At 71.4% G+C, this 15,567-nt stretch carries 15 protein-coding genes; 5 read left to right on the plus strand and 10 right to left on the minus strand.

The genetic code is table 11. The features are described from left to right. The first annotated feature begins 235 nt into the window (after positions 1 to 235). The gene (locus tag ALMP_RS05245) at positions 236 to 880 is read left to right on the plus strand and encodes a helix-turn-helix domain-containing protein (RefSeq protein WP_264925016.1); all 645 of its coding nucleotides are present in this window, start codon (positions 236 to 238) and stop codon (positions 878 to 880) included. Further along, positions 877 to 3,453, plus strand: a complete 2,577-nt coding sequence (locus ALMP_RS05250) for an ABC transporter permease (protein ID WP_264925017.1) — start codon at positions 877 to 879, stop codon at positions 3,451 to 3,453. Before ALMP_RS05245 ends, ALMP_RS05250 begins: the two co-directional genes overlap by 4 nt. A 70-nt stretch (positions 3,454 to 3,523) precedes the next feature. Here ALMP_RS05250 and ALMP_RS05255 read toward each other — a convergent pair whose 3' ends face one another. The 8 genes from ALMP_RS05255 to ALMP_RS05285 all read right to left on the minus strand — a co-directional run bounded on the left by ALMP_RS05255 (position 3,524) and on the right by ALMP_RS05285 (position 10,116). Beyond that, a complete protein-coding gene (locus tag ALMP_RS05255) occupies positions 3,524 to 3,946 on the minus strand; it encodes a rhodanese-like domain-containing protein (protein ID WP_264925018.1) in 423 nt (140 codons plus the stop codon). Continuing rightward, a complete protein-coding gene (locus ALMP_RS05260) occupies positions 3,943 to 4,470 on the minus strand; it encodes a cysteine dioxygenase (protein ID WP_264925019.1) in 528 nt (175 codons plus the stop codon). The genes ALMP_RS05255 and ALMP_RS05260 overlap by 4 nt, the downstream gene beginning before the upstream one ends. Positions 4,471 to 4,557: 87 nt before the next feature. Then, complete coding sequence (locus ALMP_RS44325; protein ID WP_375803439.1) at positions 4,558 to 4,734, minus strand: putative leader peptide; 177 nt, start codon at positions 4,732 to 4,734, stop codon at positions 4,558 to 4,560. A gap of 150 nt (positions 4,735 to 4,884) precedes the next feature. Continuing rightward, on the minus strand, positions 4,885 to 6,495 hold the full coding sequence (locus ALMP_RS05265; protein ID WP_264925020.1) for an FAD-dependent monooxygenase: 1,611 nt from the start codon (positions 6,493 to 6,495) through the stop codon (positions 4,885 to 4,887). Positions 6,496 to 6,670: 175 nt separating this feature from the next. Further along, on the minus strand, positions 6,671 to 7,579 hold the full coding sequence (locus ALMP_RS05270) for an amino acid ABC transporter permease (RefSeq protein ID WP_264925021.1): 909 nt from the start codon (positions 7,577 to 7,579) through the stop codon (positions 6,671 to 6,673). Beyond that, positions 7,576 to 8,244, minus strand: a complete 669-nt coding sequence (locus ALMP_RS05275) for an amino acid ABC transporter permease (RefSeq protein ID WP_264925022.1) — start codon at positions 8,242 to 8,244, stop codon at positions 7,576 to 7,578. The genes ALMP_RS05270 and ALMP_RS05275 overlap by 4 nt, the downstream gene beginning before the upstream one ends. Positions 8,245 to 8,393: 149 nt before the next feature. Beyond that, entirely contained in the window at positions 8,394 to 9,233 is an 840-nt protein-coding gene (locus ALMP_RS05280; protein ID WP_264925023.1) for a glutamate ABC transporter substrate-binding protein, read from the minus strand. A 106-nt stretch (positions 9,234 to 9,339) separates the two neighbouring features. Next, the gene (locus tag ALMP_RS05285) at positions 9,340 to 10,116 is read right to left on the minus strand and encodes an amino acid ABC transporter ATP-binding protein (protein WP_264925024.1); all 777 of its coding nucleotides are present in this window, start codon (positions 10,114 to 10,116) and stop codon (positions 9,340 to 9,342) included. Positions 10,117 to 10,439: 323 nt separating this feature from the next. Between ALMP_RS05285 and ALMP_RS05290 the strand changes: the two genes are divergently transcribed. Then, positions 10,440 to 11,123: a response regulator transcription factor gene (locus ALMP_RS05290; RefSeq protein WP_264925025.1), complete on the plus strand. Its 684-nt coding sequence runs from the start codon at positions 10,440 to 10,442 to the stop codon at positions 11,121 to 11,123. A gap of 9 nt (positions 11,124 to 11,132) precedes the next feature. Continuing rightward, positions 11,133 to 12,545 (plus strand): HAMP domain-containing sensor histidine kinase, encoded by a 1,413-nt coding sequence (locus ALMP_RS05295; protein WP_264925026.1) that lies wholly within the window; start codon positions 11,133 to 11,135, stop codon positions 12,543 to 12,545. A gap of 12 nt (positions 12,546 to 12,557) precedes the next feature. Here the strand turns inward: ALMP_RS05295 and ALMP_RS05300 are convergent, their stop codons facing one another. Continuing rightward, entirely contained in the window at positions 12,558 to 13,556 is a 999-nt protein-coding gene (locus tag ALMP_RS05300; protein ID WP_264925027.1) for a TAXI family TRAP transporter solute-binding subunit, read from the minus strand. Between the two features lie 107 nt (positions 13,557 to 13,663). On the opposite strand from ALMP_RS05300, the gene ALMP_RS05305 reads away from it, so the two are divergent. Further along, positions 13,664 to 14,071 (plus strand): MazG nucleotide pyrophosphohydrolase domain-containing protein, encoded by a 408-nt coding sequence (locus ALMP_RS05305; RefSeq protein ID WP_264925028.1) that lies wholly within the window; start codon positions 13,664 to 13,666, stop codon positions 14,069 to 14,071. Between the two features lie 269 nt (positions 14,072 to 14,340). Here the strand turns inward: ALMP_RS05305 and ALMP_RS05310 are convergent, their stop codons facing one another. Continuing rightward, the gene (locus tag ALMP_RS05310) at positions 14,341 to 15,564 is read right to left on the minus strand and encodes a cation:proton antiporter (RefSeq protein WP_264925029.1); all 1,224 of its coding nucleotides are present in this window, start codon (positions 15,562 to 15,564) and stop codon (positions 14,341 to 14,343) included. Positions 15,565 to 15,567 lie beyond the last annotated feature (3 nt).

The following is a 15,567-nucleotide window of genomic DNA, read 5'->3' on the forward strand; positions in this document are numbered from 1 at the left end:
TAAGCGGTGGGGGCGGGGTGGGAGGGGGGAGGGGGAGGGGAGCCCCCTCCCCAGCATCCGGCCTAGCCGAGTCGGCCCCGGACACGGTAGACGCGCGGGGGCGCCGATCGCGTCCGGGACCGAGCCCCGCACGGTTCCCCGTACCGGCAGTACGACCCGGGTAGGGATAACCCCCCGTCAGGAACGCCAGGTCACCGCAGTGCACAGACGCCTGTGCACAGACGACTGTGTACGCATGCCACAGGAACCCGGTCCCGGTGAGCGCCCAGAGGTGGAGCGCGCATCCGCGGCCCCCGTCGAACTCGGTGATCTCGCCGCGCTCAAAGCGCTTGCCCAGCCTCGTCGTCAGCGCATGCTGGAGCACCTCACCCTGCACGGCCCGGCCACCTCGGCGTCGCTCGCCCGGGCCCTCGGGCTGAACACTGGGTCGACCAGCTACCACCTGCGTGAACTGGCCAGGTACGGCTTCGTCGAGGAGACGGACGGTCAGTCGGCCGCCCCGTCGCAGGCCCGGCCCCGCGAGCGCTGGTGGCGGGCTGTCCCCGGTGACCGCCGTTTTCCGCCGCGCAGTCGGCAGAGCCCCGAGATGCGGCAGGTCATGGACGAGCTGAACCACTATGCCTACGCCGCCGACCTGGAGCTCTTCGAGCGGCTCCAGCGGGAGGCGGACGACGGAGACCCGTGGGCGGACGCCTTCCCGTACTCACGCGGGACCATCCGGCTCACGCTGCCAGAACTCCGGGAGTTCTTCGAGGAGTACATAGCCCTCCTCAACCGCTACAAGCGACCCGAGTCCGAGACCCCGCCCGACGCGCGCACCCTGCTCACGCGGTTCCTCGCCTTCCCCGCCCCCACCGCCAGAGAGGCCGACCCCTCATGATGCTGCGTTACGCCCTCAAGTCCGTGCGCGCACGCAAAGCGGGCTTCCTGGGGGCCTTCCTCGCCCTGATGTGCGCCGCCGCGCTGATCACCGCGTGCGGCACCCTCCTGGAGACAGGGCTGCGCGGCGGCATCCGTACCGAGCGCTATGCCGCGACCCCCGTCGTCGTCTCCGCCGACCAGAACGTCCACCAGAGGACCGTCAAGCACAAGAAGGGCAAGACGAAGGTCAAGCACAAGGCGAAGCCGATCGCGGAACGCGCCTGGCTCCCGGCCGACCTCGCCCGCACCCTCGCCGACACTCCCGGGGTGGCCCGCGTCATCCCCGAACTCACCTTCCTCGCCGAGCCGTTGGTCCTCAAGACCCCAAACGCCCCCGACACCCCTGACGCCCCCGACAGCACCGGCGCTGTCAGCACGGACAGACCCGCCTACGGTCACGCCTGGGAGTCCGCCGCGCTGACGCCGTACCGGCTGACCGCGGGTGCCGCGCCCGAGAAGGCCACCGACATCGTCGTCGACCGTCATCTCGCCGAGCGCGCCCGTCTCGCCCTCGGCGACCGTCTCACCGTCCAGTCGACGCAGTCCCCGCGCACCTACCGTGTCACCGGCATCGCCGCTCCTGCCGCGGACGTACGCCACCAGACGTCCCTCTTCTTCTCCGCGGCCGAGGCACGCCGACTTGCCGCTCACCCCGGGCAGGTCACCGCGTTCGGGCTGATCCCGCGGGCCGGTACGGACCCGGGCCGGTTGCGGCAGGCCGTGGCGGAGGCGGTGCGCGGTACCGGCGCGCAGGTCAGCGTCGGGGATGCCCGGGGCCCGGTCGAGTTCCTGGACGCCGCCGCGGCCCGCACGAAACTCGTCAGCATGGGCGGTGCGATGGGCGGCACCTCGCTGCTCGTGGCGGTTCTCGTGGTCGTCGGGACCTTCGCGCTCACCGTCCAGCAGCGCCATCGGGAGCTCGCCCTGCTCCGCGCCATCGCCGCCACCTCAGGGCAGATCCGCAAGCTCCTCGGGCGGGAGGCGCTGCTCGTGGGAGCGGCCGCGGGTACGGTCGGCGCTCTCGTGGGTCTGCCGCTCGGGGGTTGGCTGCACGGCAGGTTCGTGGCGCTGGGCGCCGTTCCCGCCACGCTGGAGCACAGCGTCGGTGTCTTCCCCCCGTTCGCCGCCGTCGTCGCGACCCTGCTCGGTGCGTGGGCCGCCGCCCGGATCGCCTCCCGCCGGGTGGCCCGCATCCGTCCGGCCGAGGCACTCGCCGAAGCCCGCGCCGAGCGCACCCGACCGGCCTGGGGCCGCGTCGTCGCCGGTCTGCTGCTGCTCGCCGGCGGCGCCGTCCTCGTCGCCCTGCTCAGTGTGCTGCGTACCGAACCCGCCTCGACGCCCGTGACGTTCCTCGCGGTCGTGGTCCTGTCCACCTCCGTCGCCCTCCTCGGGCCGCTCCTCGTCCGGGCGGCCACTCTGTTCCTCGCCGGCCCTCTGCGGCTGACCGGGCCCGGTGGCCGGCTCGCCAAGGCGAACCTGCGCGGCAACGCCGTCCGTATGGCCTCCGTCGTCACCCCTCTCACCCTGCTCGTCGGCATGGCCTGCACGGTCCTGTTCGTGCAGCCCACCCTCGGTGACGCGGCTCGCGCCCAGGCCCGCGAGGGCGTCCTCGCCGACTGGGTCGTCGCCTCGCACGGTCCCGGTGTTCCCGGCGAGGCGGCGCGACGCCTGCGCACGGAACGGGATGTCGTCACCGAAGTGGTCCGCACGACCGTGCGCGTCGGCCTCGACAAGTACGCGGCTCAGGGCGTCTCCCCGGCCGGTCTCGCCCGCACCTGGGACCCGGACGTCACCGCCGGCTCCCTGGACAGGCTCACCGAACGCACCGTCGCCGTCAGCGCACTGGCCGCGGACCAGCTGCACTTGACCCCCGGCAGCACTCTGAAGCTCACACTCGGCGACGGCACGCCCGCCACGCTCACCGTCGCCGCCGTCTACGCCAAGGGTCTCGGTTTCGGGGACCTCACCTTCGCGCACGACCTGCTCGCACGCCACGTCGACAACCCGCTGTCCTCCTCCCTCCTCGTCAGCACGGACCGTACACAGACACAACTCGCGACTACGCTCCGTGAGTTCCCGGGGCTCGCGGTGCTCTCCCCGGACGCCGCCGACTCGCTCCAGGCCGAGCGGCAGCAGGCGAACGCGGAGGTCAACTTCCTGGCCATGGGGCTCGTCCTGGCGTTCACGGCCATCGCCGTGGTCAACACGCTCGCCATGTCCGTCTCCGAACGGGTGAGGGAGTTCGCGCTGCTGCGTCTCGCCGGGGCGACTCGCCGTCAGGTGCTGCGGATGCTCCGCCTCGAGGCCCTGTCGGTCCTGCTCCTCGCCACAGCCCTCGGCAGTGGCATCGCCCTCGCCGTCCTGACCGCGTTCAGTGTCGGCATGACGGGCCGGGCGGCACCGGCGGTCACTCCCCTGGTGTACGTCGCGGTGGTCGCCGGTGCCGGACTCCTCGCTCTTGTCGCGACCGCCCTGCCGGGCCGGGTGGCGCTCAGGGTCCGCGCGGTGACCGTGGCGACGGCCAAGGAGTGACCTCGGATCGAAAGGATTGATCAGGATCGACCCGAAGTGCTCCGGCCGGGTCCCCTCGACGCCGAGGGGCCTACGGCGTCACCGGCAGCCCCGCCGCCCGCCACGCCTGGAACCCGCCGACCAGGTCGGTGGCCCGGTGCAGCCCCAACCGGTGCAGGGACGCGGCCGCCAGGCTCGACGCGTAGCCCTCGTCGCAGATCACGACGACTCGCAGGTCGTGGCCGGTGGCTTCGGGGAGACGGTGGCTGCCCTGGGGGTCGAGGCGCCACTCGAGTTCGTTGCGTTCGACGACCAGCGCACCCGGGATGAGCCCGTCCCGTTGGCGCAGGGCGGCGTACCGGATGTCGACGAGCAGCGCCTCGCCCGCGCGGGCGGCCTCGTACGCCTCGCCTGCCTCCACGCGCGCGTACCCCGCACGCACCCGCTCCAGCAGCTCGTCGATGCCGACGGGCCCGGCGTGGTCCACCGACTGCCGCGACCGCTCGCCGCTCACTGCCAGTCCTCCGGGCGCTCGACCTGCTCCAGGCGCAGTACCTGGCCCGTGCGGCTGTAGCGGCGGATGCGCGGCAGTGGCGGGTAGTAGGCGTGGACGGAGATCGCGTGCTCGTCGGGGGAGTCGTTGAGGACCTCGTGGACGTGGTGGTGTCCGAAGGCGCGGCCCTGGCCGGCCGGCAGTCGGCGTGTGCGGTCGACGTCGTCCGACAGTTCCAGGGTCTTCCAGCCGTCGGTGGGCAGCCGTGCGGCGAGGGCGTTCTCCTTGAGCGCTCCGCGCGCGGTGAGGAAGGCGCCGACGGAGTCGGCGTGGTCGTGCCAGCCGGTGCCGGTGCCGGGCGGCCAGCCGATCAGCCAGGCCTCGCTGCCGCCGGGCCCTTCGAGGCGGACCCAGGTGCGGCCCTGCGGGTCGAGGGGGAGTGCGGAGATCAGTTCGGTGTCGGCGGCCGTACGGCGGACGAAGTCGAGGAGGTCCGCCTGGGTGGGCGGGGCGATGGTGGGGGACACGGAAAGGGAGACAGACACGGGTTACCGTCCTGGGGGCGTTCGCGGAGAGCGCGCGGCAGCGCGGGGGCGCTCGGCGGCGCGCGCCGATGGAAGGGGGATGCGAATTCAGCAGGACGGACGACACACGCAGCCCGCGTAGCGGACGAGGTCCATATGGACCCTCCGCCACAGGCGCACACAGGTGTCGGTCACGATGCGGAGTACACCATGCCGGTGCGGACCGGTCAACTCACCGTCACCATACGGACCGCAGGGTGACGGTGAGTGGGATCTTCCGATCATCGCACCGGCCGACGGCGTGACCCACCGGCCCGCGCCCCGTCACTCCCCCTCGAGCCTCACGCCTGCCACCCGGGGCCTCACGCACCCCCGCCCCCATCACTCCACCTCAAGCCCCAAGCCCAGCGCCCCAGCCCCAAGCCCCCCACCCCGTCACTTTGCGCCCGCTCCCGCCTCCGCCTCCGCCTGAGCCCTCACGGCCCCTCCCACGGCCGCCTCCGCCGCCGCGTACAGGTCGGCCGGGCGGACCCCGCTGAGCGCGGTGACGAGGTGGCCGTCGGGCCGGATCAGCAGGACGGTGTGGGCGGCCGCGCCCGGGTAGCTCTCGGCGACCAGCAGTTCCGCCGGGCAGGGCAGGGCCGTCACCGCGGCGGCGAGCCGGGGCATGATCCCCGCGCTCACCCAGTGCTTGCGCTCCCACACACCCGTGCCCGGCGCGATCAGCACGACGAGCAGGGCGCCGCGCCCGAAACGGTCCTGCAGCCGCACGAAGGAGCCGTCCTCCGCCGTGACGCGGACGTCCTCGACCGGCGAGCCGGGGGGCGTGGCCACGGGCACCGCCCCGTCCAGCTGCTGGGGTGCGAGCGGCGAGCCGGCGTACGTGCCGGGCGCGCCCAGCTGGCCCCGGCCCAGGTGGCCGTCCGTGAGCAGCACGTCGTGGCCGCGGGCGGCGCCGGGGACGTACGCCCTTATGCCACCGCCGCCGCGCAGCAGCGGCAGTGCCTGGTCGGCGGCGCGCAGCCGGGCGGCGATCACCGCGCGCCGCTCGGTCTGGTAGCTGTCGAGCAGTGCGTCGTGCCGGCCGTGGTGCCAGGCCAGGGCCAGTTTCCAGGCGAGGTTGTCGGCGTCCCGCAGGCCCTCGTCGAGGCCTTGGGTGCCGAGCGCGCCGAGCAGGTGGGCCGCGTCCCCGGCGAGGAAGACCCGCCCGGCGCGCCAGCGGCGGGCCAGCCGGTGGTGCACGGTGTGGACACCGGTGTCGAGCAGTTCGTACGCGGGGGTCGTGCCGTCGCTGCTCCAGCCGGAGAGGGTCTCGCGGACGCGGGCCACGAGCAGCTCCGGTGTGACGAGTTCCTTGCCGGGCGGCAGCAGCCAGTCCAGCCGCCAGACGCCTTCCGGGAGCGGGCGGGCGGTGATCTCCCCGGCGGAGGGACCGGAGGTCCGCCACGGCGGCGTCCGATGGAGCAACGCCTGACCGGTCCACGGGAGTTCCGTGCGCAGCGCGGCCACGGCGTGTCGCTCCACCGCCGTACGGCCGGGGAAGCGGATGTCGAGGAGCTTGCGGACGGTGGAGCGGGGGCCGTCGCAGCCCACGAGGTAACTGCCACGCCACCATGTGCCCTTCGGGCCGCGGGTGTGGGCGGTGACACCGGAAGGTTCCTGCTCGACGGTGTCCAGGCGGCTGTCCACGGCGATCCGCACGAGCCGCTCGCCCGCGAGGGCCGTGCGCAGGGCGCCGGTCAGCATGTGCTGGGCGAGGTGCAGGGGGGCCGGTTCGGTGTCGTCGAAAGTGATCTCGCGCGTCACCTGCTTGCGCCGCATCGCCCGCCATCCGGCCCAGCGGGTGCCGACGGCGATGAGGGACGCCCCGGTGAGCCGTTCCACGAGGGTGGTGGTGTCCTCGCCCAGGACGACGGTGCGCGCGAGCCGCGGTTCGTCCTTGCCCGGGCCTTCGTCGAGGACGATCGACGGCACCTCCTGACGCGCCAGCGACAGGGCGAGCGTCAGCCCCACGGGCCCCGCTCCGACGATGATCACCGGGTCCACGGTGTGCCGCCCCCTGCCCGCGAAGGTGTCCTGAGGGACGTGAGTGAACAAAAGGTTGGAGCAGGGTGCACGATCACAGAACGTATGCAACCCATTGCCGCTGCCCCCGTCAAGCGACGGAGGCAGTGGCGAGTCCGCCACTGCCTCCGTACAGGTCACACCGGTTGCGTGTGTGTCAGACGGTGCCGCCCGCGCCGGTCCCGTGGGTACCGCCGACCTCGGCCGCGTTGAGGTCCTCGATCTCCTCGGCGCCGACCACCGCGCCGGTGCTGCGCTTGCTGCGCCGCAGCCGGCCCTCCAGCCAGGAGGCGAAGGAGGTGAGGATGAAGTTGAGGACGATGAAGATGATCGCCACGACGATGAAGCTCGGGATGACGTTGGCGTAGTTGGCCGCCAGCGTGCTGCGCGAGTTCAGCAGCTCGGTGAAGCCGAGCATCACGCCGCCCAGCGCGGTGTCCTTCACGATGACCACGAGCTGGCTGACGATGGCCGGCAGCATCGCCGTGACCGCCTGCGGCAGCAGGATGCTGGACATCGTCTGGCCCTTGCGCAGACCGATCGCGTACGCGGCCTCCGTCTGGCCCCGGGGCAGGGCGAGGATGCCGGCCCGCACGACCTCGGCGAGGACCGAGGCGTTGTAGAGCACCAGGCCGGTGACGACGGCGTACAGCGGCCGGTCCTCGCTGCTGATGTCCGTGGAGCGGACGTAGAACTCGTTGGCGAACAGCATCAGCAGCAGCACCGGGATCGCCCGGAAGAACTCGACCACCACACCGGCCGGGACGCGCACCCAGCGGTGGTCGGACATTCGGGCGATGCCGAAGACCGCGCCCAGGGGGAGGGCGATGACCATGGAGAGGGCGGCGGCCTTCAGGGTGTCGCCGAGTCCCGGCAGCAGGTAGGTCGTCCACGCCTCGGAGGTGGTGAACGGCTCCCACAGCGCCCACTCGAGCTGGTTCTTCTCGTCCATCTTCTGCCAGATCCACCACAGCGCCAGGCCGAGGAGGACGAAGAAGAGGACGGAGAGGAGGACGTTGCGCCGCTTGGCGCGGGGGCCGGGGGCGTCGTAGAGGACGGAGCTCATCGCTTCACCGCCAGTCGCTTGCCGAGCCAGCCGAGCAGCAGGCCGGTGGGAAGGGTCAGCACCACGAACCCGAAGGCGAAGACCGCGCCGATGGCCACCGTCTGGGCCTCGTTCTCGATCATTTCCTTCATCAGGTAGGCGGCCTCGGCCACGCCGATCGCGGCCGCCACGGTGGTGTTCTTGGTCAGGGCGATCAGGACGTTGGCCAGCGGGCCGATGACCGCGCGGAACGCCTGCGGCAGCACGACGAGCCACAGCGTCTGGACGAAGCCCAGCCCGATCGCGCGCGCCGCCTCGGCCTGGCCGAGAGGCACGGTGTTGATACCGGAACGGATCGCCTCGCAGACGAAGGCCGCCGTGTAGGCGACCAGGCCGAGCACCGCGAGCCGGAAGCCCTGCAGCTCGAAGTCGTCGGCCGCGCCCATCGTCATGCCGAAGATGTCGGCGAGACCGAGCGAGGTGAAGACGATGATGACCGTCAGAGGGATGTTCCGGACGATGTTGACATAGGCGGTTCCCACCCCGCGCATCAGCGGGACCGGGCTGACCCGCATCGCGGCCAGCAGGGTGCCCCAGACCAGGGAGCCGACGGCGGAGAAGACGGTCAGTTTGATCGTCATCCAGAACGCCGCGAGGACGTCGTAGCCTTCAAGAAAGTCGAACACGATCTCCCGCGCTTCCGGGTGTGTGGCGTACGTGGAGGGCGTGGCGCGCCGCCGCCGTGATCGCGACGGTCGGCGGCGCGCCCGCGGAACCCCACGTCGGCCGCGGGATTCCTACGGCAGCGGATGCCGCATGGCGTGCGGATGACGCCTTACTTGACGATGACGCCGATCTTCGGGGCCTCTTCGTTCTTGTAGTTGGCCGGGCCGAAGTTCTTGTCGACCGCCTTCTGCCAGGAACCGTCGCTGACCATCTTCTCCAGCGCGGCGTTGATCTTGTCGACCGTCGCCTTGTCGCCCTTCTTGACGCCGATGCCGTAGTTCTCGTTGCTGAGCTTCTCGCCCACCAGCTTGAACTGACCCTTGTACTTGTCCTGGGCGGCGAAGCCCGCGAGGATCGAGTCGTCCGTGGTCAGCGCGTCGACGGCGCCGCTCTGCAGGCCGGCGAGGCACTCCGAGTAGCCGCTGTAGGTCCGCAGGTTCGCCTTCGGGGCGATCTTGTTCTTGACGTTCTGCGCCGAGGTCGAACCGCTCACCGAGCACAGGTTCTTGCCGTTGAGGTCCTCACCCGCCGCGATCTTGGAGTCGGCCTTGACCAGCAGGTCCTGGTGGGCCAGCAGGTAGGGGCCGGCGAAGTCGACCTTCTTCTTGCGCTCGTCGTTGATCGAGTAGGTGGCCGTGATGAACTTCACGTCGCCGCGCGCGAGGGCGTTCTCACGGTCGGCGCTCTTCGTCTCGACGAACTGGATCTGGTTCGGCTCGTAGCCGAGCTCCTTGGCGACGTAGGTGGCGACGTCCACGTCGAAGCCCGAGAAGGAACCGTCGGGCTCCTTCAGGCCGAGGCCCGGCTGGTCGTACTTGATGCCGACCTTGATCTTGCCGCCGCCGCTGGATCCGCTGTCGGAGTCCTTGTCGTCGGAGCCGCAGGCGGTGGCGGTCAGGGCGAGGGCGAGGACGGCGGCCGAGGCGGCGGTGACCTTGCGAAGCTTCATGGTGAACTTCCTTTGGATGATGCCTTCGGATGAGGAAGGAATGCGTGCCGTCGAAAGGCGGGTGACGCGGGTCGTCGGAGTGCGGGTCGCCGGGGACCCGACGCCGTCAGTGGTGCAGGATCTTCGAAAGGAAGTCCTTGGCGCGGTCGCTGCGCGGATTGCTGAAGAACTGGTCGGGCGCAGCCTGTTCGACGATGCGACCGTCCGCCATGAACACCACGCGGTTTGCGGCCGATCGTGCGAATCCCATCTCGTGGGTGACGACGATCATCGTCATGCCGTCCCGGGCGAGCTGCTGCATGACCTCCAGCACCTCATTGATCATTTCCGGGTCCAGGGCCGAGGTCGGCTCGTCGAAGAGCATGACCTTCGGGTTCATGGCCAGGGCTCGCGCGATGGCGACGCGCTGCTGCTGGCCGCCGGAGAGCTGGGCGGGATACTTGTCGGCCTGGGTGCCGACCCCGACCCGGTCCAGAAGCTGGCGGGCGTTCTCCTCGGCGTTCTTCTTGTCGGTCTTGCGGACCTTGATCTGGCCCAGCATCACGTTCTGCAGCACGGTCTTGTGCGCGAACAGGTTGAACGACTGGAAGACCATGCCGACGTCGGCGCGCAGCCTCGCCAGCTCCTTGCCCTCCTGGGGCAGCGGCTTCCCGTCGATCGTGATCGTGCCCGCGTCGATCGTCTCCAGGCGGTTGATGGTGCGGCACAGGGTGGACTTTCCGGACCCGGAGGGTCCGATGACCACGACGACCTCACCACGCGCGATCGTCAGATCGATGTCCTGGAGAACGTGCAACGCGCCGAAGTGCTTGTTGACACTCTTCAGGACGACCAGTTCGTCGGGCGCGGCCGCGTCTTCCTTGGCCACCGATACTTCGGTCATCGCTCTCAGGCTCCGTCCTCCTCGGTTTCGGAGGACAGTAGTAACCAGTCTCGACCAGCGTCATTACATCTGAGGGGAATCTGAGCATCACGATCCGATAGCAATCGGACACGTGTCGTAGCACTTGTGACCTGCGCGCGTATCGGGCGGATAACGGTAGCCTCGCGCAACCGGAACCCACTTGACGGCGTCCTCGTCCATCGGCGTGACTGCGATGTGCACGCGCGCGTGTCACGTTTTCCGGCATGCCGGAACCGAAGGCCCTCGTCCCACGCCTTTGTACAGAGCCGGACCGTACGCACGATGAACCCGAGGAGGCCGGAGTGAGACTGCTGCTCGTCGAGGACGACAACCACGTCGCGGCCGCCCTGTCGGCGGTGCTGAAGCGGCACGGTTTCGACGTCACCCACGCGCGCAGCGGGGAGGAGGCGCTCCAGGCGCTCGTCCCGGAAGGGCCGGGATTCGGGGTCGTCCTGCTCGACCTGGGCCTGCCCGACCAGGACGGCTACGAGGTCTGCGGCAAGATCCGCAAGCGCACCGCCACCCCGGTCATCATGGTCACGGCCCGCTCCGACGTGCGCTCCCGCATTCACGGCCTCAACCTGGGCGCCGACGACTACGTGGTGAAGCCGTACGACACCGGGGAGCTGCTCGCCCGGATCCACGCCGTCAGCCGGCGCACGGTCCACGAGGATCCGGCGGCGGCCGGCGAGGGCGCACTGCGCCTCGGTCCCGTGCACATAGAGCTGCCGACCCGCCGCGTCACCGTGGACGGTTCGGTCGTCCAGCTGACCCGCAAGGAGTTCGACCTGCTGGCGCTGCTCGCTCAGCGGCCCGGTGTGGTCTTCAGGCGGGAGCAGATCATCAGCGAGGTGTGGCGCACGAGCTGGGAGGGGACCGGGCGCACCCTGGAGGTGCACGTCGCCTCCCTGCGCGCCAAACTGCGCATGCCCGCGCTGATCGAGACCGTGCGCGGCGTCGGCTACCGGCTCGTCGCCCCGGCGTAGCGGGGACCGTTGCGCACACGTCTCCTGCCGCTGCTGATCGTCCTGATGGCGGCCGTCCTGCTCGCACTCGGCGTACCGCTGGCCGTCAGCGTGGCCGGCGCCCAGCAGCAGAAGGTGGTCGTCGACCGCATCGACGACACGGCCCGCTTCGCGGCGCTCGCCCAGTTCGTGACCGCCCCGTCCGCGACCTCCGAAGCCATGTCCACGTCGAACGACGAGCGGCGCGAGACCCTCAGCCGCGAGCTGGCCAGTTACTACGAGGTCTACGGAATCCGTGCCGGTGTCTTCTACCGCACCGACACCCCCATGGCCCACGCGCCGCGGGACTGGTACCTCCCCGAAGCGGGTGAGGTGAGGGACGCCTTCGAGGAGGCGCTGCTCAGCCGTCGCAGCCATGATCCCCGGCAGGTGTGGCCCTGGCAGCGCAACCGGCTCGTGGTGGCCTCGCCGGTGATCCGGGACGGCGACGTCGTCGCGGTGGTCGTCACCGATTCGCCCACCGGGGCGATGCGCTCGCGGATCCTGCACGGCTGGCTGGTGATCGGCGCGGGCGAGATCGCCGCGATGCTGCTCGCCATCGGCGCCGCCCTGCGCCTGACCGGCTGGGTGCTCAAACCCGTCCGCGTCCTGGACGCCAGTACCCACGACATCGCCACCGGACGCCTGAAGTCCCGCGTCGCGGTCGCCAGCGGCCCGCCGGAACTCAGGCGGCTGGCCCGGTCGTTCAACGAGATGGCCGACAACGTCGAGGACGTGCTGGAGCAGCAGCGCGCCTTCGTCGCCGACGCCTCGCACCAGCTGCGCAACCCGCTCGCGGCGCTGCTGCTGCGCATCGAACTGCTGGCGTACGAACTACCGGAGGGCAATGAGGAGATCGCGTCCGTGCAGAGCGAGGGCAAGCGCCTGGCGCAGGTCCTGGACGACCTGCTCGACCTGGCGTTGGCCGAGCACACCGAGGCCGACCTCAGGGTCACCGACATCGGCGCGCTGACCGCCGAGCGCGTCGCGGCCTGGGCGCCCACCGCCGAGGCCAAGGGCGTCCGGCTGGTGGGGGACTGCCCGCCCACCACGGCGTGGGCCGACCCGGTCACGCTGTCCAGCGCCCTGGACGCGGTGATCGACAACGCGGTGAAGTTCACCCCGGAGGGCGAGAGCGTGGAGGTGGCCGTCGCCTCCAACGGCGAGACGTCCACCGTCGTCGTCACCGACAACGGCCCCGGCCTGACCGACGAGGAACTCGCGCGCGTGGGCGACCGCTTCTGGCGCAGCGGACGCCACCAGAACATCAAGGGCTCCGGCCTGGGCCTGTCCATCTCCCGGGCGCTGCTCGCGGCCGGCGGCGGCACCCTGTCGTACGCCCACCACGAGCCGACCGGGCTGCGGGTGACGGTGTCGGTGCCGAGGTCGCGGCCCGTGGAGTGACGACCGCTTTGGCTACGGCTTGACGGACCGGTAGTAGCGCCGGGCGCCCTCGTGCAGCGGCAACGGGTCGGTGTAGATGGCGGTGCGCAGATCGACCAGCTGCGCGGAGTGGACGTGCGCGCCGATGCCGTCCCGGCTCTTGATCACGGTCCGGGTCAGCCACTCGGTGAGCCGTGCGTCCACGTCCGTGCGGGTCATCAGCAGGTTCGACACCGCGATGGTCGGCACGGTGGAGCCGTTCTGGATGGTCGGATAGGCCGACTCGGGCATGTTCGTGGCCCGGTAGTAGCCGGTGGCGTCGTCCTGCTCGTGCATCTTGGCGACGAGATCGGCGTCGAGGGGCACGAACCGGAAGGTGAAGCTGTCGGTGAGCTTCTGCAGACCGGCCGTGGGCACCCCGCCGGACCAGAAGAACGCGTCGATCCTGCCCTGCCGCAGCCGCTCGGGCCCGGTGTCGATGCCCTCGGAGACGGCCGTGATGTCCTTCACCGGGTCCAGGTTCGCCGCCCTCAGCACCCGCTCCGCTATCAGCCGCACCCCCGAGCGGGGCAGACCGGTGGCGACCGTCTTCCCCTTCAGGTCCGCGAGGGAGTGGATGCCCGAGTCGCGGCCCACGACCAGCTGGACGTAGTCGTCGTACAGGCGTGCCACGCCGCGCAGCCGGGCGGCCGAGCCGGGGTGCTGCGCCTCGTACGCCGCCACCGCGTCGGCCGCGGCGATGGCGAAGTCGGCCCTGCCCGTCGCCACGCGCGCGACGTTCTCCTGCGAGCCGTTGCTGGCTGTCAGGTCCACGTCCAGGTCGGGCATGTCATCGGCGAGTTCGGTGCGCAGACGGCTGCCGTACTCGTAGTAGACACCGCTGGTGGTGCCCGTGCTGAAGGTGATCTTGCCGCTCGGCGGGGCCTCGCCCAGGGGCAGCAGCCACCACAGCAGCAGCCCGAGGACGACGACGGCGACGGCCGCGCCCTCCAGGACACGGCGCCTGCCGACAGGGGGGAACACCTTGGACATGCGCGCGATCCTGCCAGGTGGGGCGCGGTGTGGCCAGGGCCGGGCCTCCCGGCGCCACCGCCCGGCGCGGCAAGGGGGATGTCAGTGGCCCTCGTTACAGTCGGTGCATGAGTTCCTCGCCCGCCGACCTGGTCCGCCAGTTCCACCTCGCCTTGGGCCTCGACGCCCGCGATACGCCGGCCGAGGTGCCGCCCGGCCTCGCCGCGCACCGCGGTGAGCTGCTCGCCGAGGAGGCCGCAGAGGTCGCCGAGGTCTCGGTGAGCGGCCCGCTGGACCGGCTCGCGCACGAGCTGGCGGACGTCGTCTACGTCGCCTACGGCACGGCCCTGGTGCACGGGATCGACCTGGACGAGGTGATAGCCGAGATCCACCGCTCCAACATGACCAAGCTGGGCCCCGACGGCCGGATCGCCCGCCGCGCCGACGGGAAGGTCCTCAAGGGGGAGCACTACGAGGCTCCGGACGTGGCGGCGGTGCTGCGCCGCCAGGGATGGAACCCCGGCGGCGCGGCCTGAAGACGGGCGGCTGCGGCGGCGGAGCGTGCCTCGCCGCCACCGCCACCGCCACCGCCGCCGCAGCCGAGTCACCGACCGACGTCCTGGCCCGGGTCGCAGGCGCCCACCGGCGTCTCTGCCCGGGCCTCGCACCGACACCTCCGTCCGGGCCTCACCCGCCCACCGGCGTCCCGGTCCGGGCCGCAGTCGCCCACCGGCGTCTCTGCCCGGGCCTCGCACCGACACCTCCACCCGGGCCTCACCCGCCCACCGGCGTCCCGGTCCGGCCCTCAGTCGCCCACCGGCGTCTCCCTCCGGACCTCCGGCGCCCGCTCGGCCGTGGGCGGGCCCGGCGACCGGCGGCGTGTCCACCAGGTCGCCAGTGGCTCGGTGTAGCGGGCGGTGAGCGGTCCCAGAACGACCAGGATCAGGACGTACGCCGTCGCCAGGGGACCCAGGGACGGCTCGATGCCGGCCGTCACCGCCAGCCCGGCGATGACGATCGAGAACTCGCCGCGCGCCACCAGCGCCCCGCCCGTGCGCCACCGCCCCCGCACCGAGATCCCGGCCCGCCGGGCCGCCCAGTACCCGGTGGCGATCTTCGTCGCGGCGGTGACGACGGCCAGCGCGAGCGCCGGCAGCAGCACGGGCGGGATGCTCGCCGGGTCGGTGTGCAGGCCGAAGAAGACGAAGAAGACCGCGGCGAACAGGTCCCGCAGCGGGCTCAGCAGGGTGTGCGCGCCCTCCGCGGCCTCCCCGGACAGCGCGATACCCACCAGGAACGCCCCGACGGCCGCCGACACCTGGAGCTGCTGCGCCACACCGGCGACCAGGATGGTCAGCCCCAGCACGACCAGCAGCAGCTTCTCCGGGTCGTCGCTGGACACGAAACGGGAGATGAGCCGGCCGTAGCGCACCGCCGCGAACAGCACGAGCCCGGCCATGCCCAGCGCGATCGCCAGCGTCACGCTGCCCGCCGCCAGCCCCACGCCGGCCACCAGCGCGGTGACGATCGGCAGGTAGACGGCCATCGCCAGGTCCTCCAGCACGAGGACACTGAGGATCACCGGCGTCTCCCGGTTGCCCACCCGCCCCAGATCACCGAGCACCTTCGCGATGACCCCGGACGACGAGATCCAGGTGACGCCCGCCAGCACCACGGCCGCCACCGGACCCCAGCCCAGCAGCAGCGCGGCGGCCGCGCCGGGCAGCGCGTTCAGCGCGCAGTCGACCAGGCCCGCCGGATAGTGCGCCTTGAGGTTGGAGACCAGATCGCTCGCCGTGTACTCCAGGCCGAGCATCAGCAGCAGCAGAATGACGCCGATCTCGGCACCGATGGCCACGAACTCCTCGCTCGCGCCGAGCGGCAGCAGCCCGCCCTCGCCGAAGGCCAGACCGGCCAGCAGATACAGCGGTATCGGCGAGAGCCGGAAGCGGGCGGCGAACCGGCCGAGCAGGCCGAGGCCGAGGATGATGGAACCGAACTCGATCAACAGGACCGCGGAGGAGTGCACCGG

The organism is Streptomyces sp. A012304 (assembly GCF_026008495.1).
In the GTDB taxonomy this organism is placed as follows: domain Bacteria; phylum Actinomycetota; class Actinomycetes; order Streptomycetales; family Streptomycetaceae; genus Streptomyces.